General features: G+C 65.5%; 21 protein-coding genes. 12 read left to right on the forward strand and 9 right to left on the reverse strand.

What is annotated here, in order from left to right; genetic code table 11:
- Nucleotides 1-13 precede the first annotated feature (13 nt).
- Nucleotides 14-1618: a long-chain fatty acid--CoA ligase gene (locus tag POM99_RS11920; protein ID WP_277278061.1), complete on the forward strand. Its 1605-nt coding sequence runs from the start codon at nt 14-16 to the stop codon at nt 1616-1618.
- Between the two features lies 1 nt (nt 1619).
- Nucleotides 1620-2051 (forward strand): DUF1330 domain-containing protein, encoded by a 432-nt coding sequence (locus tag POM99_RS11925; protein WP_277278063.1) that lies wholly within the window; start codon nt 1620-1622, stop codon nt 2049-2051.
- A gap of 21 nt (nt 2052-2072) precedes the next feature.
- Here POM99_RS11925 and POM99_RS11930 read toward each other — a convergent pair whose 3' ends face one another.
- From POM99_RS11930 to POM99_RS11945, 4 genes are read right to left on the reverse strand one after another with little or no spacing between them, the layout of a single operon-like run.
- Nucleotides 2073-3140, reverse strand: a complete 1068-nt coding sequence (locus POM99_RS11930) for a PA0069 family radical SAM protein (protein ID WP_277278065.1) — start codon at nt 3138-3140, stop codon at nt 2073-2075.
- A 48-nt stretch (nt 3141-3188) separates the two neighbouring features.
- Nucleotides 3189-3716 carry a molybdenum cofactor biosynthesis protein B gene (gene moaB, locus POM99_RS11935; protein ID WP_277278067.1) on the reverse strand — a complete coding sequence of 176 codons (528 nt, stop codon included), beginning with the start codon at nt 3714-3716 and terminating at the stop codon, nt 3189-3191.
- Nucleotides 3706-5487 carry a lytic transglycosylase domain-containing protein gene (locus tag POM99_RS11940; RefSeq protein WP_277278069.1) on the reverse strand — a complete coding sequence of 594 codons (1782 nt, stop codon included), beginning with the start codon at nt 5485-5487 and terminating at the stop codon, nt 3706-3708. Before POM99_RS11940 ends, moaB begins: the two co-directional genes overlap by 11 nt.
- Nucleotides 5484-6230 (reverse strand): uracil-DNA glycosylase family protein, encoded by a 747-nt coding sequence (locus tag POM99_RS11945; protein ID WP_277278071.1) that lies wholly within the window; start codon nt 6228-6230, stop codon nt 5484-5486. Before POM99_RS11945 ends, POM99_RS11940 begins: the two co-directional genes overlap by 4 nt.
- Before the next feature lie 100 nt (nt 6231-6330).
- Here POM99_RS11945 and POM99_RS11950 point away from each other — a divergent pair, with 100 nt between their 5' ends.
- The 7 genes from POM99_RS11950 (at nt 6331) to POM99_RS11980 (ending at nt 14517) form a co-directional block, all read left to right on the forward strand.
- The gene (locus POM99_RS11950) at nt 6331-7977 is read left to right on the forward strand and encodes an electron transfer flavoprotein-ubiquinone oxidoreductase (RefSeq protein ID WP_277278073.1); all 1647 of its coding nucleotides are present in this window, start codon (nt 6331-6333) and stop codon (nt 7975-7977) included.
- Between the two features lie 77 nt (nt 7978-8054).
- Nucleotides 8055-8858 carry a 4-(cytidine 5'-diphospho)-2-C-methyl-D-erythritol kinase gene (locus tag POM99_RS11955; RefSeq protein WP_277278075.1) on the forward strand — a complete coding sequence of 268 codons (804 nt, stop codon included), beginning with the start codon at nt 8055-8057 and terminating at the stop codon, nt 8856-8858.
- The gene (locus POM99_RS11960) at nt 8855-9577 is read left to right on the forward strand and encodes an N-formylglutamate amidohydrolase (RefSeq protein WP_277278077.1); all 723 of its coding nucleotides are present in this window, start codon (nt 8855-8857) and stop codon (nt 9575-9577) included. Before POM99_RS11955 ends, POM99_RS11960 begins: the two co-directional genes overlap by 4 nt.
- Nucleotides 9578-9700: 123 nt before the next feature.
- Nucleotides 9701-11548 (forward strand): dihydroxy-acid dehydratase, encoded by a 1848-nt coding sequence (gene ilvD, locus POM99_RS11965; RefSeq protein WP_277278079.1) that lies wholly within the window; start codon nt 9701-9703, stop codon nt 11546-11548.
- Between the two features lie 32 nt (nt 11549-11580).
- Nucleotides 11581-11913 (forward strand): hypothetical protein, encoded by a 333-nt coding sequence (locus POM99_RS11970; protein ID WP_277278080.1) that lies wholly within the window; start codon nt 11581-11583, stop codon nt 11911-11913.
- Between the two features lies 1 nt (nt 11914).
- Nucleotides 11915-13312: an NAD(P)H-hydrate dehydratase gene (locus POM99_RS11975; RefSeq protein ID WP_277278082.1), complete on the forward strand. Its 1398-nt coding sequence runs from the start codon at nt 11915-11917 to the stop codon at nt 13310-13312.
- Nucleotides 13309-14517, forward strand: a complete 1209-nt coding sequence (locus tag POM99_RS11980) for a class I SAM-dependent RNA methyltransferase (protein ID WP_277278084.1) — start codon at nt 13309-13311, stop codon at nt 14515-14517. Before POM99_RS11975 ends, POM99_RS11980 begins: the two co-directional genes overlap by 4 nt.
- Here the strand turns inward: POM99_RS11980 and POM99_RS11985 are convergent.
- The 5 genes from POM99_RS11985 to POM99_RS12005 form a co-directional block, all read right to left on the reverse strand.
- Nucleotides 14514-14951 (reverse strand): MAPEG family protein, encoded by a 438-nt coding sequence (locus POM99_RS11985; protein WP_277278086.1) that lies wholly within the window; start codon nt 14949-14951, stop codon nt 14514-14516. The genes POM99_RS11980 and POM99_RS11985 overlap by 4 nt on opposite strands.
- A 22-nt stretch (nt 14952-14973) precedes the next feature.
- Nucleotides 14974-15405: an MAPEG family protein gene (locus POM99_RS11990; protein ID WP_277278088.1), complete on the reverse strand. Its 432-nt coding sequence runs from the start codon at nt 15403-15405 to the stop codon at nt 14974-14976.
- A gap of 77 nt (nt 15406-15482) precedes the next feature.
- Entirely contained in the window at nt 15483-16133 is a 651-nt protein-coding gene (locus POM99_RS11995) for a class I SAM-dependent methyltransferase (RefSeq protein ID WP_277278090.1), read from the reverse strand.
- On the reverse strand, nt 16133-17311 hold the full coding sequence (locus POM99_RS12000; RefSeq protein WP_277278200.1) for a BtaA family protein: 1179 nt from the start codon (nt 17309-17311) through the stop codon (nt 16133-16135). Before POM99_RS12000 ends, POM99_RS11995 begins: the two co-directional genes overlap by 1 nt.
- Before the next feature lie 128 nt (nt 17312-17439).
- Entirely contained in the window at nt 17440-18438 is a 999-nt protein-coding gene (locus POM99_RS12005) for a threonine ammonia-lyase (protein WP_277278092.1), read from the reverse strand.
- A gap of 78 nt (nt 18439-18516) precedes the next feature.
- On the opposite strand from POM99_RS12005, the gene POM99_RS12010 reads away from it, so the two are divergent.
- From POM99_RS12010 to POM99_RS12020, 3 genes are all read left to right on the forward strand, one after another.
- Complete coding sequence (locus tag POM99_RS12010) at nt 18517-19722, forward strand: saccharopine dehydrogenase family protein (protein WP_277278094.1); 1206 nt, start codon at nt 18517-18519, stop codon at nt 19720-19722.
- A 130-nt stretch (nt 19723-19852) separates the two neighbouring features.
- The gene (locus POM99_RS12015; RefSeq protein ID WP_277278096.1) at nt 19853-21049 is read left to right on the forward strand and encodes a carboxynorspermidine decarboxylase; all 1197 of its coding nucleotides are present in this window, start codon (nt 19853-19855) and stop codon (nt 21047-21049) included.
- Between the two features lie 260 nt (nt 21050-21309).
- Entirely contained in the window at nt 21310-22518 is a 1209-nt protein-coding gene (locus POM99_RS12020) for a type III PLP-dependent enzyme (protein WP_277278098.1), read from the forward strand.
- Nucleotides 22519-22579: the final 61 nt, after the last annotated feature.

A 22579-nucleotide genomic window follows, 5' to 3' on the forward strand; every position in this document is an offset into this window, starting at 1 on the left:
ACGGGAGACATCGATGCTGCTTGGCGCCATGCAGGACTGGCCGTTGCGCGTGACGCGCCTGATCGACCATGCCGCGCGAGAGCATGGCGGGCGCGAGATCGTGAGCCGATGGGCCGATGGCAGCGAGACGCGGACCACCTGGGCCGGCGTGCGCCGCGATGCGATGCGCATGGCCAATGCCCTGCGCGCCCTGGGCATCGCGCCGGGGGACCGCATCGCCACGCTGGCGATGAACCACCACCGCCACCTCGTGACCTGGTATGGCGCGGTGGGCGCGGGCGGCATCCTCCACACGATCAACCCCCGCCTGTTCGACGACCAGCTGGAGTACATAGCCAACCACGCCGAGGACAAGGTGCTGCTGTTCGACAGGCAGTGGGCGCCGATCGTGGAGCGGATGAAGCCACGCTGGACGACGATCGAGCACTACATCTGCTTTGACAGTGATGAGCCCGCGCGGGCTTTCGAGGACTGGATCGCTGGCGCCAGCGACGAGGGCGAATGGGCCGATGGCGACGAGCGCGAGCCGTGCATGCTGTGCTATACCAGCGGGACAACGGGCAACCCAAAGGGTGTGCTTTACGAGCACCGTTCCACAATGCTCCACGCGCTCACGGCGCTGGGCAGGCCGGTGCTGGACATGGATTGCCGCACGGTGATGATGCCGATCGTGCCGATGTTCCATGCAGCCAGCTGGGGCATTCCTTGGGCCGGTGCGGCGGCGGGGGCGAAGCTGGTCTATAGCGCCAGCAACGATCCGGCGACGGTGTGCGAACTGTTCGAGAACGAAAAGGTCACGTCCTCGGCCGGTGTGCCGACGGTTTGGCTGGGCGTGTTCCAGCACATCGACAGGCAAGGCAAGCCGATCCCGCCCGACCTGAAGCAGATCGTGTGCGGCGGCAGCGCCATGCCGCGGGCGATGATCGAACGCTTCATGGCGGCGGGCGTGCGCATCGCCCATGCCTGGGGCATGACCGAGACATCCCCGATCGGCACCACGGGGTGCGAGACGCCGGATTGGGACGAGCTGACGTTCGACGAACAGGTCTCGATCAAGGCGATGCAGGGGCGGGTTCCCTTCGGCGTGGAGATCCGCTGCGTTGACCTGGGCGATCCGACCATGGTCCTGCCGCGCGACGGCAAGACATCGGGTGCGCTGCAGGTGCGCGGGCCATGGGTGGTACGTCGCTATTTCAAGGCGGAGCAGGACGCCACCACCGAAGGCCAGTGGTTCGACACGGGCGATGTGGGCGTGATCCACCCCGATGGCACGCTGCAGCTGACCGACCGGACCAAGGACGTGATCAAGTCTGGCGGGGAGTGGATCAGTTCGGTGGAACTGGAGAACGCCGCCATCGGGCATCCCGCCGTGGCCGAAGCGGCCGCGATTGGCATCCAGCACCCGAAGTGGGATGAACGCCCCCTGCTGGTTGTGGTGAAAAAGCCCGAAGCGGCAGTCTCTGCCGATGACCTGCGCACTTTCCTGGGCCAGCATGTGGCCAAGTGGTGGGTGCCAGACGATGTCGCCTTCGTCGATGCCATCCCGCATACCGGCACGGGCAAGATCAGCAAGAAGGACCTGCGGGAGCAATTCCGCGATTGGCAGTGGAAGGCCTGAGGTGACCAGCTATATCGACCCCAGCCGGGAGAACTTCGATCGGTTCAAGGCCCTGCCGCGCGACGAGCCCGTGGAGATGCTCAATCTCGTCAGGTTCAAGGCGCTTGCCAGCTATCCCGAAGGACACGAGCTGGCGGGCAGGGGGCTGACCGGTGCGCAGGCCTATGCCGAGTATATGCGCACGATCCAGCCAGTGCTTCAGCGCGCCGGGGGCGAGATCGCCTGGCGTGGCCAGTTCGGCTGCGTGGTGACCGGCCCCGCCGAATGGGAATGGGATGAAACCTTCGTGATGCGCTATCCCAGCGCGGCGGCGTTCATGGGCATGGTGAAGGACCCTGATTATGCGCCGGTGGTGGTGCATCGGCAGGCGGCGGTTGAAGACAGCAGGCTCGTCCGCTTTGCGCCGACCGGCAGGTTTCCTTTGCACGCCTGACGAAGCGCTGACGGTGCGATCCTAAAGCAGGGTGAGCTGCCCATCGGCGCTGGGGGCGCGGAACTGGCTGCAGTCCAGGTCGTGGCGTTGCTGGGTGATGCCGGCCTTGCGCAGGGCGATGCGGAAGCGGCTGCGGATCAGGTCTGCCCACACGCCGTTGGGTTTCATCCGGGTGTGGAAGCTGGAATCATAGTCCTTCCCGCCCCGCATCGATTGCACCGTGTGCATCACCTTGTCAGCGCGATCGGGGAAGTAGATCTTCAGCCATTCGCGGAACAGGGGCGCGACTTCGTGCGGCAGGCGGACGATGATCCAGCTTGCGGAGCGAACGCCCAGCGCGCCGGCCCGCACCAGGATCTCCTCGAGGAACTGATCGGTGATCGAAGGGATGATCGGCGAGACCGAGACGTGCGCGGGCACGCCGGCTTCGACCAACCGGCCCAGCGCAGCCAGGCGTTTTTCCGGCGTGCTGGCGCGCGGTTCCAGCCTGTTGGAGAGACGCGCGTCGAGCGTCGTGACCGAGATGCCGACCGCGATCAGGCGTCGGCGGGCGAGTTCGGCAATCAGATCAAGGTCATCCAGCACGCGGGCAGACTTGGTCGTGATGGTGACCGGGTGGCCTACCTCGAGACACAGTTCCAGCACACTGCGGGTGATGCGATAGCGCGTCTCGATCGGTTGGTAGGGGTCGGTGTTCGTCCCCATCGCAATCGGTTTTGGCACGTATCCGCGCTTGGCAAAGGTGCGCCTCAGGATTTCGGCCGATTGCGGCTTGGCAAAAAGCTTCGTCTCAAAATCCAGTCCGGGCGACAGATCATGGTAGGCATGGGTTGGGCGGGCGTAACAATAGATGCAGCCATGCTCGCAGCCACGATAGGCGTTGACCGAACGATCAAAGGGAATGTCGGGCGAGGAATTGAAGGTGAGGACGGTGCGGGGGAATTCCTCGGTCACCGTGGTCCGCAACTTGGGAAGCGGTCCGTCGATCAGTCCCTGATCATCGAGCCAGTCACCATCGGCTTCGCGTGTGGCGAGGCCGAAGCGGGTGGGAACGCTGGCTGATTGTGCTCCTCTGCCGTGGACTGCCATAGTCCACTGAGTAGAACATAATAAGAACGAAGGTACAAGCCGGTGGAGTTACTTTTCCAGCAGGCGAGGCATCAGTTCCACAAAGTTGCAGGGGCGGTTCCGGCTGTCGAGCTGTTCGTGCAGGATGCCATCCCAACCATCCTTCACCGCACCGTTCGATCCGGGCAGCGCGAAGATGTAGGTGCCGCGCGCCACCACGGCGCAGGCGCGCGACTGAATGGTGCTGGTGCCGATGGTCTTGTAGCTGATCCAGCGGAACAGTTCGCCAAAGCCCGGAATGTCGCGGGTCTTTACGCGGTCTAGCGCTTCGGGCGTTACGTCGCGACCGGTGAGGCCGGTGCCGCCGGTGATGACCACGGCATCGATGTCACGATCATCGATCCAGTTGTTCAGGCGGCTGGCGATGCGATCGGCATCGTCCCTTTCGATGGCGCGGGCGGCAAGCCGATGACCCTTGCCACGGATGCGATCTGCCAGGATATCGCCCGAAGTGTCCTCATCAGGACCGCGCGTGTCCGACACGGTCAGCAGGGCAATGGCGATCGGCTTGAACGTGCGGCTTTCGTCAATTGCCACGCGAGGCGATCCTTACCGAGTCCGCGCCGTTCAGGCCGGGGAAGCGCGGCCACATGCCCTGGGCAAGGCCGATGCGGCTTTCCGAGGGACCGCCAGCCTGGCGTTCATACATCCAGTAATTGCGCATCACGGTGGCGACGTAGCCACGGGTTTCCCAATAGGGGATCGATTCCATCCACAGCAGCGGATCGCCCTTGTCGCGGATCTCGGTGTTCCAGCGGCCGATGGGCATGGGGCCGGCATTATAGGCGGCGATCACCTTGGGCAGCAGGCCCTGCGTTTCCGATCGGTCCTTCAGCCGGGTGAGGTAGCTTTGCCCGAAGGCGAGGTTCACCTGCGGCACGTCCAGCTGGCTGTCGAAGCCCGCCATCGAGGGATCGGCCTTGGTCAGATCGCGCGCGGTGCCGGGCAGCACTTGCATCAGCCCCTTGGCGCCGGCCGGGCTGGTGACGGCGGTGCGGAAGTTCGATTCCTGCAGGCTGTGTGCGAAAAGCAGTGCGGGATCGACCTTCCAGCCGTTGGCCGGCACCCATTTGGGCGCGGGGAAACGGGCTGCATCATCGGGCCGCGCGCCAGCTGGCGCGTTGTAGGCCATCCACAGCTGGGTGGAAGGCAGCCCAAGATCACGCGCAAGGCGGGAAAGCGGGGCATATTGGCCGGGATCACCGATGCGCGCCTGATAGCGCAGCACTTCGTCGGCAAGGCCGTCCTCGCCAATCTCGGCCAGTTGAACCGCGATGCGCACGTTGTTGACCGTGCGCAGGCGCTGCCAATCATCCGATGAGAAATCGGGCGCAGCGGCTGGCGCGCTGTCACGCAGGCCCAGCGCTTCGGCTGCGATCATGCCGTAGAGCGTATCGCGCGCCGAGGCGGCAGCGCGCAGCGAGGCGGTGACCTTCTGCGGCTGGCGACAGCGCATCCAGGCGCGGCCAGCCCAATAGTTGGCGGCGGACGACAGTTCGGGGTTGCTGGCCATGCCCGCCGCCTTGCCGAAGGCGTCGGCTGCGGCCATGCAATCATCCATGCGCCATGCGGCTAGGCCGGCGGTCCACATCGCTTCGGCCACCCACGGGCCGTTTCCGCTTTCGAACGCGGAGAGCGAGATGGCGCGGGCAGAGGCGTCGTCGTTTTCGATATAGAACGCCCAGCCCACCTTCTGCCGCCATTCGGCACGGGCTTCGGCGGAAAGGGTGGCGTCAACGCCATCAAGCAGCACGCGCGCGCCCATCGGATCATCGTTCTTGATCCGGTCAGTGATCGCGGCGGCAACGCCATCCGGCATGGTGCCATCGGCGATCGAGCGCGGTTTCAGCCGCTTTGACAAGGAGGGCAGGTTGAACAGCGGCTGCGTGCCGGGCAGCGCAATGGGCAGGCTGGTGGCGCCGCGCTTCAGCGCAAGGCGGCCGACCTGGTCAGACCACGGCAGGTCAGGCGCGCGGGTGAGCAGGTCGGTCAGCGGCTGCAGTTCTGCCTTGGGTGATGAGGCGGCCAGGAAATACTGCGCACGGGCCACGGCGTGAAGCGGGCCATCCTGGCGCTGGGCGAAGAGCTGCTGGACCGTGGCCCAATCCTGCTTCTCGATCGCGCCGAACAGCGTCTTGTAATAGCTGCGGTCATCCTGGCTGAGCAGGCTGGGCACCGCGGTACGATCAGCCCGGTTGCGGAAATAGTCGACTGCGGCGCTGTTGGCGTGGGCGGGCAGCGCGGCGGCGAGCCCGCCAAGGGCAGCCGCGCCGGTCAGCGCAACGCGAAGGGTACGCGCAAAATTCACAGTTCCTGGTTTCCCGTCCAGTCGAGCCAGCGATTCCACAACTGCGCTCTTGAACTACCCTTGCCAAGGATCAGTTCGAGGTCTGCAGCGGCCATCGCCGGAACACTGCCGCCTTCATGGTCAACGGAACGTAAATTTGGTCCACTTTGCGCCGGGTCGTGGCCCAGCAGCGGTGAGATGTCCTTCTGTCCGAGAACCAGGAGCCGGCGGGGTGCTGCGAGTGCGACATGGTGTGCCAGCACTGCGCCAAGCCCCTCGGCGGCAAGAGTTGCCCAGTCCGGCATGGCGACTCGGGCCGGCAGGGCGGATGCACAGTAGGTCCGGCTTCGATCGAGCCCCATCGCGCCAAGCATCGCATCGATTACGGGCGCAGCCTTGCCGCTGAAAAGGGTATCCCCGTCATCGGCGAGCGGCATGGCCACCAGCACCATCAGATCTGCCCCCGCCTCTCCCGAAGGGGCCACCCGGCGCAGGCCGGAGGGGGCGAGCGAAGGATCGGAAAGCCACCAAGCCCGGAATTCCGCCAGGTCTGTTGGCCAGCTCTCTGGCGATCCACCCACGCGTGGCGGCGGCGGTGCGGCATCGGCAGCCGGTCCGGCCATCTGGATCGTGCGCGGCTTGGCCGGCGCGGCGCGGGCAAGCCAATTCTGCGGATCGTCCACGAAGTCGCAATCGACCCCGGCCTCGCGCCACCAGTCGAGCGCGGCCTTGATCGCCAGCGTGATGTTGTTTTGCGCCGTCACCTGTCCAAAAGTCCCGTCATCAGTGAGCTATTGACCTTGCGCGCCGCAGCTTTCAAGGCGAACCGGTAATTCGAATGCGTATGAGAAGTCGGAGCGCGGAATGAGCGAACGGGAATCGATGCCTTATGACGTCGTGATCGTCGGCGGCGGGCCTGCTGGCCTGGGCGCGGCGATCCGCCTGAAGCAGGTCAATCCGGAGCTGTCGGTGTGCCTGCTGGAAAAGGGCTCGGAGATCGGCGCCCACATCCTTTCTGGCGCGGTGGTCGATCCAAGGGCGCTGGACGAACTGCTGCCCGAATGGCGCACGCAGGGTTGCCCGATGGCCGAAGTGCCCGTGACCGACAACTGGCACTGGGTGTTGACCCGCACCGGCAAGATGGCAATTCCGCATTGGCCGATGCCTCCGTTCCTGTCGAACAAGGGCAACTATACCGGCTCGCTGGGCAACCTGTGCCGCTGGCTGGCCGAACAGGCGATGGAACTGGGCGTGGAAATCTTCCCCGGCTTCCCCGCTGCCGAAGTACTGTTTGATGAAAACGGCGCGGTGATGGGCGTGGCCACGGGCGACATGGGCGTGGGCCGTGATGGCGAGAAGAAGGCCGACTACCAGCCCGGCATGGAACTGCACGCCAAGTACACCCTGTTTGCCGAGGGCGCGCGTGGCCACCTGACCAAGCGGCTGAAGGCGCATTACGACCTTGAGCGCGATTGCCAGCCGCAGGTCTATGGCATCGGCATCAAGGAGCTGTGGGACATCGATCCCGAAAAGCACGTGCCCGGCCGCGTGCTGCACACGCAGGGCTGGCCACTTTCGGAATCGAATTCGTGGGGCGGCGGGTTTCTCTACCATCAGGCCAACAACCAGGTGGCATTGGGCTTCGTCACGGCGCTCGATTACGCCAACCCCTATGTCTATCCGTTCGAGGAATTCCAGCGCTGGAAGCAGCACCCGGAAATCCGCAAGATCCTGGAAGGCGGGCGCCGCGTGGCTTATGGCGCGCGCGCGATCAACGAAGGCGGCTGGCAGTCTGTGCCGCGCCTGTCGTTCCCCGGCGGTGCGCTGATCGGCTGCTCGGCCGGGTTCGTCAACGTGCCGCGCATCAAGGGCAGCCACACTGCGATGAAGAGCGGCATGTTGGCCGCCGAATCCATCGCTGCCGCCATCGCCGCGGGTCGCGAGCATGATGACATGGTGGAATACGATGCCGCCGTGCGTGACAGCTGGATCGCCAAGGAACTGAAGCTGGTGCAGAACGCACAGCCGCTGGTTTCGAAATTCGGCGGCTCTCTCGGCACCGTGCTGGCCGGGGCGGACATGTGGGCACGCGTGCTCAAGATCAATCCGATCAAGGGCATGGAGCACCATCGTGACAGCGAGGCGACGCAGCGCGCCGACCTGTACAAGCCGATCGCCTATCCCAAGCCCGATGGCGTGATCACCTTCGACCGCCTGACCAGCGTCTCGTTCAGCTACACCAATCACGAGGAGGACCAGCCGTGCCACCTCGTGCTCAAGGACCCGACGGTGCCGACGCGGATCAACCTGCCGCTCTATGCAGGGCCGGAGCAGCGGTACTGCCCGGCGGGTGTCTATGAATACGTCGGGGTGGAGGAGGGCAATCCGCGCCTGCAGATCAACGCGCAGAACTGCGTCCACTGCAAGACCTGCGACATCAAGGACATGACCCAGAATATCGAATGGGTCACGCCCGAAGGCGGCGGCGGGCCGAACTACCCGAATATGTGAGTTCCTCCCCGGAACGGGAGTGACAAGGCAGAGCGCCGAGGGTTGCCTCGGCGCTCTGCTCGTTTCACTGAGGGCGAATGACTTTGCGCGAAACAGCCTATGCCAAGATCAACCTTGCGCTGCACGTGCGGCGGCGGCGCGATGATGGCTATCACGAGTTGGAGACGCTGTTCGCCTTCGTTGATGCGGGGGATGAACTGGCCGCGACGCCCGCGCAGGCGGATTCGCTGCGCGTGATGGGCGAGTTTGGCGGTGTGCTGGACGATCCGTTCGGCAATATCGTGGCCAAGGCGCTGCATGCACTGCCACATGGAGCGGGCTGGGCGGTGACGCTGGAGAAGAACCTGCCGGTTGCGGCAGGACTTGGCGGAGGATCGGCCGATGCGGGCGCGATCTTTCGCATGGTCAGGGATAGCCATGGCCTTCCCGACGATTGGCACGCAAGGGCGGCGAAGCTGGGGGCAGATGTTCCTGCTTGCGTAGAGAGCGTAGCCTGCATCGGTCGTGGCATCGGGACCGAACTGGAGCCGATTGCCAACGATCTGGCCGGAACGTCGGTGCTGCTGGTCAACCCGCGCATCCCCTTGGCCACTGGCCCCGTGTTCAAGTCATGGGACGAAATCGACCGCGGCCCCCTGGAAGGGGCGAACCTGCGCGCGATGGCAATGTCAGGACGCAATGATCTTGAGGCTCCGGCGCTGTCGCTCGTTCCCGAGATCGCGGCCGTGCTTGAGGCACTGCGACAATCGGGGGCCTGGCTGGTCCGCATGTCTGGCTCCGGCGCGACGTGCTTTGCGCTTTACGAGACGGCGGAGCAGAGAGACGCGGCGCAGGTGGCCATGCCTGCCGGCTGGTGGACGATGGCGGGAGCCTTGCGATGAGCGAAGCCTATCGCATCCTCGGCACGCCGCGCTTTGGCGGCATTCTCGTGGTGTCGGATCATGCCTCGAACCGGGTGCCTGATGACATCGAGCTCGGAATTGCGCCTGATCTGCTGGACCAGCACATCGCCATCGATATCGGCGTGGGAAAAATCGGCCGGATCATGGCCGAACGCCCCGGAATCGCCGCCTTTCAGGGTAATGTCAGCCGCCTGGTGTGCGATTTCAACCGCGACGAGCATCTGCCCACGGTGGTGCCGATCGCCAGCGATGGCCACGCCATTCCCGGCAATGCGCTTGACCATGCTGGCCATGAAGCCCGGCTGGCGCGCTTCTTCCGCCCCTATCATGATGCCTTGGCGGACCTGCTCGACAGCATTCCGCAGGCGCTGATCCTGTCATTGCACAGCTTCACCCCGCAACTGGCATCGAGCGACGAGCCGCGGCCTTGGCACGTGGGCGTACTCTATAACGAGGACGATCGCGCTGCGCGGATCGCCATTCCGCTGCTGGAAGCCGATGGCCTGTGCGTGGGTGATCAGCAGCCGTACTCCGGTCGCCTCCTGAACGCGACGATGAACCGCCATGCCGAAGCGGAAGGTCGCCCATACCTCGGCATAGAGGTGCGTCAGGACCTGATCGGTGACGCGCGGGGCCAAGCCGAGTGGGCCGAGCGCCTGTCGCGCATCGCCAATCAGGTTGCAGTTGCAATCGGCTAGGATTTCTGCGGCTCTCAGACTGACATAGTTGTAATTAATACTTTCGACAGAGGCGCTTTTTCTAAGCTAGGGAGCGCTCACAAGTCGCCCAAAACTGCCGATTCCCAATTCGGAGCTCTTCCAATGCCCCCCTATCGCTCACGCACCACCACCCATGGCCGCAACATGGCGGGCGCACGTGGCCTGTGGCGCGCCACCGGCATGAAGGACAGCGATTTCGGCAAGCCGATCATTGCCGTGGTCAATTCGTTCACGCAGTTCGTGCCGGGCCACGTCCACCTGAAGGACCTGGGCCAGATGGTCGCGCGCGAGATCGAGGCGGCTGGCGGCGTGGCCAAGGAATTCAACACCATCGCGGTGGATGATGGCATCGCCATGGGCCACGATGGCATGCTCTATTCGCTGCCCAGCCGTGACCTGATCGCCGACAGCGTGGAATACATGGTCAACGCCCACTGCGCAGATGCGATGGTGTGCATCTCCAATTGTGACAAGATCACGCCGGGCATGCTGATGGCCGCGCTTCGCATCAACATTCCGGTCGTGTTCGTTTCCGGCGGGCCGATGGAAGCGGGCAAGGTCGTGCTCAAGGGCAAGGAAGTGGCGCTCGACCTCGTCGACGCGATGGTTGCTGCCGCCGACGAGAAATACACCGACGAGGAAGTGCAGAGCATCGAGCGTTCGGCCTGCCCAACCTGTGGTTCGTGCAGCGGCATGTTCACCGCCAATTCGATGAACTGCCTGACCGAGGCGCTGGGCCTTTCGCTCCCCGGCAATGGCTCCACGCTGGCGACGCATGCCGACCGCAAGCGCCTGTTCCTTGAAGCGGGCCGCCTCGCGGTGGACCTGTGCAAGCGCTATTACGAGCAGGATGATGAAAGCGCGCTGCCCCGCGCAATCGCCAGCTTCGAAGCGTTCGAGAACGCCATGAGCCTCGACATCGCAATGGGCGGTTCCACCAACACGGTGCTGCACCTGCTGGCTGCCGCGCATGAAGCGGGTGTGGATTTCACCATGGCGGACATCGACCGTCTTTCCCGCCGGGTGCCCTGCCTCTCCAAGGTGGCTCCGGCCAAGTCCGACGTCCACATGGAGGACGTTCACCGCGCTGGCGGCATTCCCGCCATTCTCGGCCAGCTGGAGCGCGCGGGCCTTCTCCACACCGGGCTCCCCACCGTGCACAGCCGCACGATGGGCGATGCGCTGGACAAGTGGGACATTTCGCGCACCAATTCGCCATCGGTGCAGGAATTCTTCAAGGCGGCGCCGGGTGGCGTGCCCACGCAGGTGGCCTTCAGCCAGGACCGTCGCTGGAAGGAGCTGGACCTCGATCGCCAGACTGGCGTGATCCGGTCAAAGGAGCACGCTTTCAGCCAGGATGGCGGCCTTGCCGTGCTGACCGGCAACATCGCGCTTGATGGATGCATCGTGAAGACTGCGGGCGTCGACGAATCGATCCTGAAGTTTTCAGGCCCCGCCGTGGTGTTTGAAAGCCAGGATGCGGCTGTCACCGGAATCCTGACCGGGCAGGTCCAGGCGGGCGACGTGGTGGTGATCCGCTATGAAGGGCCCAAGGGCGGGCCGGGCATGCAGGAAATGCTCTATCCCACCAGCTACCTCAAGTCGAAGGGGCTGGGCGCGGCCTGTGCGCTGCTCACCGACGGGCGCTTCTCCGGCGGCACCTCGGGCCTTTCGATCGGCCACGTTTCGCCCGAAGCGGCAGAAGGCGGCACGATCGGGTTGGTGGAAAAGGGCGATATCATCACCATCGACATCCCGGCGCGCACCATAACGCTGGACGTGTCCGAAGCGGTGTTGGCAGAGCGCCGCGCGGCGCAGGCGGCCAAGGGCTGGAAGCCGGCCAAGGACCGCCCGCGCAAGGTTTCCACCGCGCTTCAGGCCTATGCCGCGATGACCACCAGCGCCGCGCGCGGTGCGGTGCGTGACCTGTCGCAGCTCGAGAAAGGTTGACGCAGGGGCGGCAGGGGTCGCAAGGCAGCGCGATGCGACACATCGTGCCTCTCCTTGCCGTCCTCCTGGCCGCAGCCTGCAGCAAGCCTGCGGGTGATCCGCAGCCTGTCATGCGCCAGATCGATTGTGCGCTTGCCGGTTCGCAGGCGTTCACGCCCGATTGCAGGGTAGAGCAGGCCGGGTCCGTGCTCGTGGTCCATCACAAGGATGGCGGTTTCCGTCGTCTGCAGAAAGTGGACGATGGGCGCGGCGTGATCGTGGCCGATGGCGTGGAGCAGGCAAGGGTTGCCTGGATCCCCGACGGCCGGCTTGAAGTGACCGTGGGTCAGGACCGCTATCGCTTCCCCGCCAAGGTAAAGCCCTGACATGCCGCTCGGCCGCAGTTCCATCCTGGCGCAGGTTCTCTCCGTGGCGCAGATGCGCGCGGCGGAAGAGGCGCTGTTTGAGCAAGGCACTTCGGTCGAGGCGTTGATGGAGACGGCGGGGCGAGGGGCGGGCGAATATGTGCGCCGCATCGCCGCCGGGCGCCCGGTCACCGTGCTGTGCGGCCCCGGAAAAAACGGCGGTGACGGCTATGTCATCGCCCGCCACCTGATGGAGCACGGCACGCCCGTGCGCGTGGTTGCCGCAGCTGATCCGGCAACACCCGCGGCCCGTAATGCCCGCGGTCTCTATCAGGGCGAGGTGCTCGGCCCAGATGCCGTGATCGAGGGCGAAGTGCTGATCGATTGCCTGTTCGGCAGCGGGCTGACGCGGCCTCTGTCCGACAGCCTGCTTGGATTGCTTCGCACGCTGGCCGAAAACCATCACCTCAAGGTCGCAGTGGATCTGCCGAGCGGGGTGGAGAGCGATTCCGGCGCCTGCCTGAATGCCGGCCTGCCGCGCTTTGACCTGACCGTCGCGCTGAGCGCATGGAAGCATGCGCACTTTGCGATGCCGGCGTGTGAGACGATGGGCGCGCTGCGCCTTTTCGACATCGGCGTTGCAGCGGTGCCGGGTGCCGCCGCCGTGCTGACCAGGCCCTTGTTCACGCCACCACCCGCGGATGCGCACAAGTACCGCCGTGGGCTGCTCGGCATCGTTGCGGGAGAAATGCCGGGCGCGCCACTGCTGTCTGCCGAAGCCGCGATGCGGGCAGGCGCGGGCTATGTGAAGCTCTTCGCCCGCGCGCGGCCCGCAGGCGTGCCCAATGACCTTGTCTGTCACGCAGGCCCAGATGCTGATGGCCTGGATGACCCGCGCATCGCCGCGCTGCTCGTCGGCCCGGGCCTTGGGCGCAGCGGAGCGGCGGCGGAGCGCTTGCAGGCGGTCCTTGAATTGAGCGTCCCCGTGGTGGTTGATGCCGATGCGCTCGTCCTGCTTGGCCCGGGCATGATGACAGGTCCCGCCGTGCTCACCCCGCATGAAGGCGAAATGGCGGCGCTTGAGCGCGCCTTCGGCCTTTCCGCCGATGCGCCCAAGCACGCCCGCGCCCTCGCATTGGCGCAGGCAAGCGGTGCGGTGGTGCTGTTCAAGGGGCCCGACAGCGTGATCGCCGCGCCCGATGGCCGCGTGCTGCATGCTCCCCGCGCTCCCTCGTGGCTGTCAGTCGCCGGCACCGGCGATGTGCTGGCCGGCATCACCGCCAGCCGCCTCGCCGTGCACCGGGATCCGTTCCGCGCCGCGTCCGAAGGCCTCTGGCTCCACGGCGAAGCCGCGCGCCGCTCCGGCCCCGCCTTTACCGCCGGCGATCTTGCCCGCACCGTTTCGAAAGCTTTCGCATGAGCCAGTCCGGCCTGATCGTCCGCATCGCCGCGAAGGGGGAGGGCGCGACCGCAGATGGCCGCTATGTCCCGCTCGCCGCGCCGGGTGACGTGATCGAGGCGGACGGCACGCTGACACCGGGGCCGGACCATGTCGAACCGCCCTGCCGCCACTTCCCTGCCTGTGGCGGCTGCCAGCTGCAGCACCTGTCCGAACGCGCGCTTGCCGACTATGTCCACGGCCGCGTTGCCGGCGCGGCGCGCGGGCAGGGGCTTGATCCCGGCGAGGTCGCCCCGGCGCATCTCTCCCCGCCCGACAGCCGCCGCCGCGCCACGCTGCATGCGCAGGCGATCGGGCGCCGCATCGTGCTCGGCTTCCGCGAACAGGGCAGCCACAAGATTGTCGACATGCGCGAATGCCACGTGCTCGCGCCCGAACTCTTCGCGCTGGTCGATCCGCTGCGCCGCCTGCTGGAAAGCTGGCTGGACCGGAAGCTGGCCGCCGATATCGAAATGACTTTGGCCGATCAGGGCGTCAGCATTGGCCTCACCGGGCTGAAGGCCGACGACCTTGCCAAGACCGAAGCCCTGCTCGATTTCGCCCGCGACAACCGCCTCGCCCGCCTCACGCTCGACAGCGGCTTCGGCCCGGAGAGCCGGTGGGAGCCCGAACCCGCCACCGTCACCCTCGGCGGCGTGCCCGTGGCGCTGCCGCCGGGCGGCTTTCTGCAGGCGACGCGTGATGGCGAACAGGCGCTGACCGACGCCGCGCGCGAATGGCTGGCCGGCGCATCCTCGGTGGCTGATCTCTTCAGCGGGCTCGGCACCTTCGCCTTCGCGCTGGCGGGGCCGAAGACAAAGGTTCTTGCCGTGGAAGCGGCGCGCGATGCGCATCTTGCCTGCCAGGCCGCCGCGCGGATGAACGCCCGCCCGGTCCATGCGCTGCACCGCGATCTGTTCCGCAATCCGCTGCGCGTGGAGGAACTGGATCGCTTCGCCGCCGTGCTGCTCGATCCGCCGCGCGCCGGCGCGCGCGAACAGGTGGCGCAGATCGCCGCGTCAAAGGTCGCCCGTGTCGTCTATGTCAGCTGCAATCCCGCCAGCTGGGCCAAGGATGCCGCCGCGCTGATCACCGGTGGCTACAGGCTCGCCGCGCTGCGTCCGGTGGGCCAGTTCCGCTGGTCCACCCATGTCGAGCTGGCGAGCCTGTTCCTGCGCGAGGCCTAGAAGATCGCCAGCGCCGCGTGCAGCACCAGCGCGATCAGCGCGAGGCTGGACAGCGAGAACACCATGAACCGCACCATCACCTTGTTGACGGTTGCCTGCACCAGCGAGTGGACCACGCGCAGGCCGACATAGGCCCAGGCGATCATGGCATTCACGCCATCGCCCTGGCCGATCATGGCCAGCACGATCGCCACTGCATAGAACACGGTCGGCGCTTCATGCAGGTGGTTGTAGTTGTGCGCCTTCCACTGCACCGATGCGGGCAGGAGATCGTCCAGCGTCTTCGATGGATCGCGCGCCAGCGAATCCGGATCAAGCTTCGCCGCGCTCATCGCGGGGATGCGCGTGGCATACATCCACACCCACATCACCATGGTCCACGCCGCCAGTGCGACCACCGGCTTCAGGATTTCCATTCCCACCGTCATATGCATGGCATTTCCCCCTTTGTGGTTATCAGTTTGCGCCCAGCGTCAGGATCGCGGCATGGATCGCCAGCGCAATCAGGCATGCCGTGGAAAGGAGGAACAGCGAGAAGCGCACCGGCACGGTGTTGATCAGCGCCTGCCACAGCGAATGGATCACGCGCAGGATCACGTATCCCCAAGCCAGCATCACATCCAGCGCGCTGGCCCCCACCACGGCAAGGATCAGCACCGTGGCATAGAACAGCGTCGGCTGCTCCATCAGGTGGGTGAAGTTGTGCGCTTTCCAGTTCACCGAATCCGGCAGAACACCTTCAAGGTCCTGCCCGCGCCCGCCCGGCTTGGCCTTGCCCAGCCCACCCATCTTCGAAATGGCGGGCAGGCGGGTGAAAGCCATCCAGAACAGGACGACGATAGACCACAGCACCAGCACGGCCGCCGGTGCGAGCACTTCCGTTTCCATCCGCTATCCCCCGCTTGTGTTTATGCGGGGCACAGTGCCGGAAAGAATCCGATTGTCAAATGCAACCCATCTGGCGCTCAGGCCGGTCGGCGCAGCACCACGATGCGGTAGTATCCCAGCGGCCCGCGCGTGACCGAGGGTTCCAGCCCCAGCGACTGGGCCGTGCCCCACATGCTGGTGACCATGTCGTTGCGCGGAGAAACATGGAAGCGCCGAAGCCAGCCCAGCATGGCCTTGCGCACAATCGGCGGCATGCCGCCAAAGCTGCCGAAATCAACCACATGCAGCGATCCGCCTGGCGCCAGCAGGCGTGCCGCATGCGCAATCGCCTCACGCCAGTGGGGGATCATCGATGCCGCGAACGAGATCAGGATGCGGTCGAACTCGCCAAGGCCGAAAAGGCGTTCGGCGTCGAAGTCGGTCGCATCGCCCAGCGCCAGGCGCGCCTCTGCGCCCAGCCGGGCCCGCGCGCTTTCCAGCATGGCGCTGGAGATATCCAGCCCGTGCCGCTCCACCCCCGGCCAGCACTTGCCGATCTGCGCCAGGTTGCGCCCGGTGCCGCAGCCCACCTCAAGCACGCGCATGCCCGGCGCACACGCCATCTCGCGGATCGCGGTGTCGCGGCCGAACAGGTAGTACTTGCGCGTCAGGTCATAGATGTGGCGCTGGCGGCGATAGATCGAATCCATCAGCGCGCCGTGCCCGCCGGTAAGTGTCGCCCCGTCCATCACGCCAGCTCGTACAGGTGCACGCCACCATAGATCGACGAGCGATCCCGCCGGGTGAAGTCGGCGCTCGGCGCTTCGTGATAGGTCCAGCGCGATAGCAGCGCATCTTCCACCCGGCCCGGCAGCAGGCTTGGCTCGGCCGCAGTGCGGAACAGCACGCGCGAACCGGGGCGCGCGGTGCGGGTGATCTCGCGCCACAGGTCGTTGAGCTGCGCGTCGGTCATCCAGTCCTGCGCATCCAGCAGCACATAGCGATCGAGCGAGGCGTCGGGCTGGGCACGCAGATGTTCGGTCATGTTGGCGTGGACCACGTTCACCCGCTGTGCCCGGTCGCGCACCTTCTCCCAGTTCGCTTCCTTCAGGTATGGCGGCAGCGGGCAATCCGCGCCCTTGCCATATCCGCGTGAAAAGGCCTGCCAGGCAAAGTAGTTGTCGTTGATCTCGAAATCGCAGGCCAGCTTTTCCAGCCTGCGGCGCAGCACTTCGGCCATGGGCTGGTCGCCCGCCAGCGCTTCGAACTGCGCCGGGGGAATGCCCAGGCCGAACAGCGATGCCGGCTGGTCGGTCAGCCAGCGCACGAACTTTCGGTCGAACACCGGGGCCAGCTCTTCCTCGAACACGCGGCGCTGGTCCTCGATGCTTTCTGCTGCAAGGATCGCCTTCAGGTCTATGCGATAGAGCCTCGCCAGCAGGTGTGCCGCGCCGATGAAGCCGCCCAGCAGACCGCGCTTGTAGATGCCTGAGCGAAACCCTCCGATGCGCCGCCGGAACATCAGGTCGCGCCCTTCCCAATACCGCCGCGTCGCATCGTCGAGATGCGGGGCAAGGTGCTCGCGATAGGCGCGGATATTGGCCTTGCTGTCCGCCTCGGCAAAGAACCGGCGGAAATGCGCGTGATCGGGCAGGTGGCGGGCGGAGGCGAGCTTCAGCTTGTTCAGTGCGATATGCGCGGTGTTCAGGTCCACCGCGGTGATCGCTGCCGGCCCGGCAACGAGATAGCTCAACACGTTGCAGCCGCCGCTGGCGATGGCGATCATCCGGCTGTCGGGCCGGATCTGCAGCGCCTCCATGTCCACTTCCGGGTCTTCCCAGATCTGGGCATAGACCAGCCCGCGAAAGGCGAAGGCAAAGGCGTGGTCCAGCAGCTTGCCGCCCATCCCGGCGGACTTGCGCACCATGGCGCCGGCAACCTTTTCCTGTGTGGAGGCGGCGTGGCTGCGTTCGCTGCTGTGCATGTCTTTGCCTTCTGTCCGTCTTCGATCCCGGGCGGCGGATATGCGCAAAGCGTTGCGGTATTGTGGCAGGATCAATCCTGTCCGGCGATCACCGCAGCAAAGGTGGCAGGATCCACATTGCCGCCGGAAAGGATGATTGCCGTGCGCGCGTCCACCGCCACCTTGCCCGCCAGCACCGCAGCCAGCGCCGCGGCGCCCCCCGGCTCAACCACCAGGCGCAGCTTCGCCAGCGCAAACCGCTGCGCCGCGCGCACTTCCGCCTCGCTCACCGCCACGGCGCGCAGGCCATGCGCCTGCATCACCGCAAAGTTTACCGGAAATGTGCAGGGGGTCTGCAAGGCATCGCAGGCGGTCCGGGGCGGATTGGCCCCGATCGGCAGGATTCGTCCGGCCTCAAGGCTGCGGCGTACGTCGTCCCAGCCTTCGGGCTCCACCGGAACCACGTCTGCATCGGCGCAGGCGAGCGCCAGCCCCGCCGCCAGCCCGCCACCGCCACATGGGCAGACAACCCGTGTCGGCGCACCGCCGGCCTGTCGCTCCATCTGCGCCATCAGCTCGGTTCCCGTGCTGCCCTGACCCTCGATCACCCATGGATCGCCATAGGCGTGGACCAGCACTGCGCCGGTGCGCTGGCACAGATCGCGGGCAATGGCGTCGCGCGATTCGGCCATGCGGTCATACAGCACGATCTCGGCGCCCAGTGCGCGCGTGGCATCCAGCTTCACCGCCGGGGCATCGCGCGGCATCACGATCGTTGCGGCCATGCCAAGCCTGCGCGCCGCCCAGGCCACGCCCTGCGCATGGTTGCCGCTCGAAACCGCAACCACCCCGCTTGCCCGCTCGGCTGCGTCCAGATCGGTCATGCGGTGCCATGCCCCCCGAATCTTGAAAGCGCCCACCGGCTGCAGGCTTTCCGCCTTGCACCACACCGTTGCGCCATCTGGCAGGTCCAGCGGCAGCAGCGGCGTGGGCGGCAGCAGTTCGGCCATCTTCGCCGACGCGCGCAGCACCCCGTCGCGGGTGGGGGCCCGTTCGGGCTGCGGCAGATCAACGGGTATTGGGTTTGTCATGCCACTACTCTAAAGGGCCTGCCCATGATTGTCGCGCGCAGGCATCACGGCGCGCGCGAAAAGGCATTTGGAGACAGCATGGCAAAGGTTCTGGTCATCGGCGCAGGCGGCGTCGGCTCGGTCGCGGTCCACAAGATGGCGATGAACAGCGATATCTTCACGGGTATTGCGCTCGCCAGCCGCACCAAGTCGAAGTGTGACGCCATCGCCGCTTCGGTGAAGGCGCGTACCGGCGTCTCCATCGACACGTTCCAGATCGATGCCGACGATGTTGCCGCCACCACCGCGCTGATCCAGCAGGTGAAGCCCGTCCTCGTCGTCAACCTCGCGCTGCCTTACCAGGACCTGCACATCATGGACGCCTGCCTTGCCGCCGGCGTCAACTACATGGACACCGCCAACTACGAGCCGATCGACGAGGCGAAGTTCGAATATTCGTGGCAGTGGGCCTATCAGGACCGTTTCAAGCAGGCGGGCCTGATGGCGCTGCTCGGTTCGGGCTTCGATCCGGGCGTGACCAGCGTCTTCGCCACCTGGCTCAAGAAGCACAAGCTGGACACCATCCGCACGCTCGACATCCTCGATTGCAATGGTGGTGACCATGGCCAGCACTTCGCCACCAACTTCAACCCGGAAATCAACATTCGCGAAGTGACCGCCCCGGCGCGCCACTGGAACAAGGGCGAATGGATCGAAACCCCGGCGCTGACCATCCGTCATCAGTTCGATTTCGAGGCGGTCGGCCCGAAGAACATGTACCTCATGTACCATGAGGAGCTGGAGAGCCTTGCCCACCACATCCCGGAGATCGAGCGCATCCGCTTCTGGATGACCTTCGGCGATGCCTATATCACGCACCTTACCGTGCTGCAGAACGTGGGCATGACGCGGATCGACCCGGTGATCTACAACGGGCAGGAAATCATCCCGCTGCAGTTCCTCAAGGCCGTGCTGCCCGAACCCGCCAGCCTCGGCCCCACGACCAAGGGCAAGACCAACATCGGTGACATCGCCACCGGCCTGAAGGACGGGCAGGAAAAGACCTTCTACATCTACAACATCTGCGACCACGAGGACGCCTATCGCGAAACCGGCAACCAGGCCGTCAGCTACACCACCGGCGTCCCCGCGATGATCGGCGCCGCCATGATGGTGCAGGGCCTGTGGAAGGGCGAGGGCGTGTTCAACATGGAACAGTTCGATCCCGATCCCTACATGGACATGCTCAACAAGCACGGCCTGCCCTGGCAGGTGAAGGAACTGGCGGGGCCGCTGGAATTTTGATCGCAATCCTCCCCTGACAGGGGAGGGGGACCGCCGCAGGCGGTGTGGAGGGGTAGCGGGCGAACCATACCCCTCCGTTAGTCCTGCGGGCTGCCATCTCCCCTCGCAGGGGAGGATGAAGAGGTGTTGCATGGAAACCAGAGCCGGCGATCCGGGCGCATTTGCGCAGTTTGACCTCAATCGGGTCGATAGTCCCGCATTCGTGGTCGATGCCGCGGCGCTGCGGCGGAATCTGGCGGTTCTGGCGGATATCCGGGACCGGGCGGGGATCAAGGTGCTGGCGGCGCTGAAGGCCTTTTCCATGTGGAAGGTGGCGCCCATCGTCGGGCAGTACCTCGATGGCGTTTGCACCTCCGGCCTGTGGGAGGCGCTGCTCGCCAACGAGCATTATTCGGGCGAGGTGGCGACCTATTGCGCGGCCTACAAGGCCGAGGACATGCCCGAGATCCTGCGGCTGTCCGACCACGTGATCTTCAATTCCCCCGGCCAGCACGAACGCTTCAAGGGCGAGATCGCGGCGGCGCGGGCGCGCGGCAACGTGTTCGACATCGGCCTCAGGATCAACCCGCTGCACCAGGAAGGCGAGGTGCCGCGCTATGACCCTTGCGCGCCCCATTCGCGGCTGGGCTTCCCGATCGACCAGCTGCGTGATGAGCATCTGGAAGGGGTGGACGGCATCCACTTCCACACCCTGTGCGAGCAGGACTTCAAGCCGCTTCAACGCACCGTCAACGCGGTTCTGCCCCTTCTCAGTCGTTTTCAACCCAACCTCAAATGGCTGAACTTCGGGGGTGGCCACCACATCACCCGCGCGGACTATCAGCGCGATGAACTTGTCCAGTTCCTGCAAGAGGTTAAGGCCCAGACAGGCTGCGAAATCTACCTTGAGCCGGGTGAGGCGGTGGCGCTCGACGCCGGCATCCTGGTGGGCACCGTGCTGGATACGCACTGGAACGGCATGCCGCTGGCAATCACCGATATTTCAGCCACTTGCCACATGCCAGATGTGATCGAGGCGCCCTATCGCCCCGCCATGCTGGGCGAACTGCCCATCGACGAATACGAAGATGGCCAGGGCGACGCCCCGGTCCGTCTCGGCGGTCCATCGTGCCTCGCCGGGGACGTCATCGGGGATTACCGGATGGCGCAGAAGTGCGAGCCGGGCACCCGCTTCGCGTTCCTTGACCAGGCGCATTATTCGATGGTGAAGACCACCACCTTCAACGGCGTCCCGCTCCCCTCGATCTGGCTGTGGGACAGCGAAACGGACGCGCTCGAGAAGGTGCGCGGGTTTTCGTACGAGGATTTCCGCGACCGACTGTCCTGATCGGGAACCGATTCGGCGCGGGAGAGGCTTGCGGATTGCCGCAGCTCGCGTCGCAAGGTGTCATCGAAGTGCACGGAAATCCAAGGGTTTCGGGCCAAACCGCCTGTCATTGTTTCATTTTTGTGACCGCAGTTTTGAGTGCCCATTTTTTCACTTGATGTTCAGCGCAGGGGTCCTATTTACCCCCTCTCGCTGCCCCATGGGGACTTCCAAACCGCAAGGCAGCTTTGTTCAACTGTTCCGTTTGGGGGTCCCTTGAGTTGCACATCCATCAAGACGCTCTGGCCGTAGTCCGCGCCGCCGCGCCGGACCAACCTGCCATCCTCAACCGCCCGCACGCCGCTGCGCGCGCCGCCCGCTTCTTTGTCGAGAAGTTCCCGGGCCGGTCGCTCTATGCGGTGAAAGCGAACCCCTCTCCCGATCTGCTGCGCGTCCTGTGGGAAGCCGGCGTCACGCACTATGACGTTGCTTCCATTGCGGAAGTGCGCCTGGTGCGTTCCACGCTGCCGCAGGCGACGCTGTGCTTCATGCACCCGGTGAAGGCGCCCAGCGCCATCGTCGAGGCCTATCGCGACCACGGCGTGCGCGTGTTCAGCCTGGATTCGGTGGAAGAGCTGGAGAAGATCCGTCTTGCCACCACCGAAGCCAACGGCGGCGTGCTGCCCGAGGACCTGACGCTGTGCGTGCGGCTGCGCGTTTCCTCCGAGTATTCGGAGCTGAGCCTGGCCAGCAAGTTTGGCTGCGACCTGACCACGGCGGGCGAACTGCTGCAGGCGACCCGCCAGGTGGCGGATTCGCTGGGCGTGTGCTTCCACGTGGGCAGCCAGTCGATGAGCCCGCATGCCTATGTGCAGGCGCTGGAAAAGGTTCGCGCCGCGATCGTGGATGCGTCGGTCACTGTCGACATCATCGACGTGGGCGGGGGCTTTCCCTCGATCTACCCGGGCATGGAGCCGCCGCCGCTGGAGGATTACTTCGGCGTGATCGACCGCACCTATGAATCGCTGCCGGTCTCTTATTCGGCAGAGCTGTGGTGCGAGCCGGGCCGCGCCCTGTGCGCCGAATACAACTCGATCATCGTGCGGGTGGACAAGCGCCGCGAGGACGAGCTGTTCATCAACGATGGCGCCTATGGCGCGCTGTTCGACGCGGCGCACGTGGGCTGGCGCTTTCCGGTGCGGCTGCTGCGCGATGGCGCTTCGGCCGAGACCGAGCCGTTCAGCTTTTACGGCCCCACCTGCGATGACATGGACCACATGGACGGTCCGTTCGAACTGCCGGTGGACATCAAGCCGGGCGACTACATCGAGATCGGCATGCTGGGCGCCTATGGCGCGGCGATGAAGACCGCCTTCAACGGCTTTGGCGCGAACGAGGTCTATGAAGTGCTGGATGAGCCGATGGCCAGCCAGTACCGCGGCGACCGTCGCGATCCGCGCGTTTCGGATAACGTGGTCAGCCTGCGCTGATCCTTTCGGGTCGCACCGAAAAATGGAAGGCCCCGCCAGCGATGGCGGGGCCTTTTGCATT

This window comes from Novosphingobium cyanobacteriorum, from assembly GCF_029436685.1.
Lineage (GTDB): Bacteria > Pseudomonadota > Alphaproteobacteria > Sphingomonadales > Sphingomonadaceae > Novosphingobium > Novosphingobium cyanobacteriorum.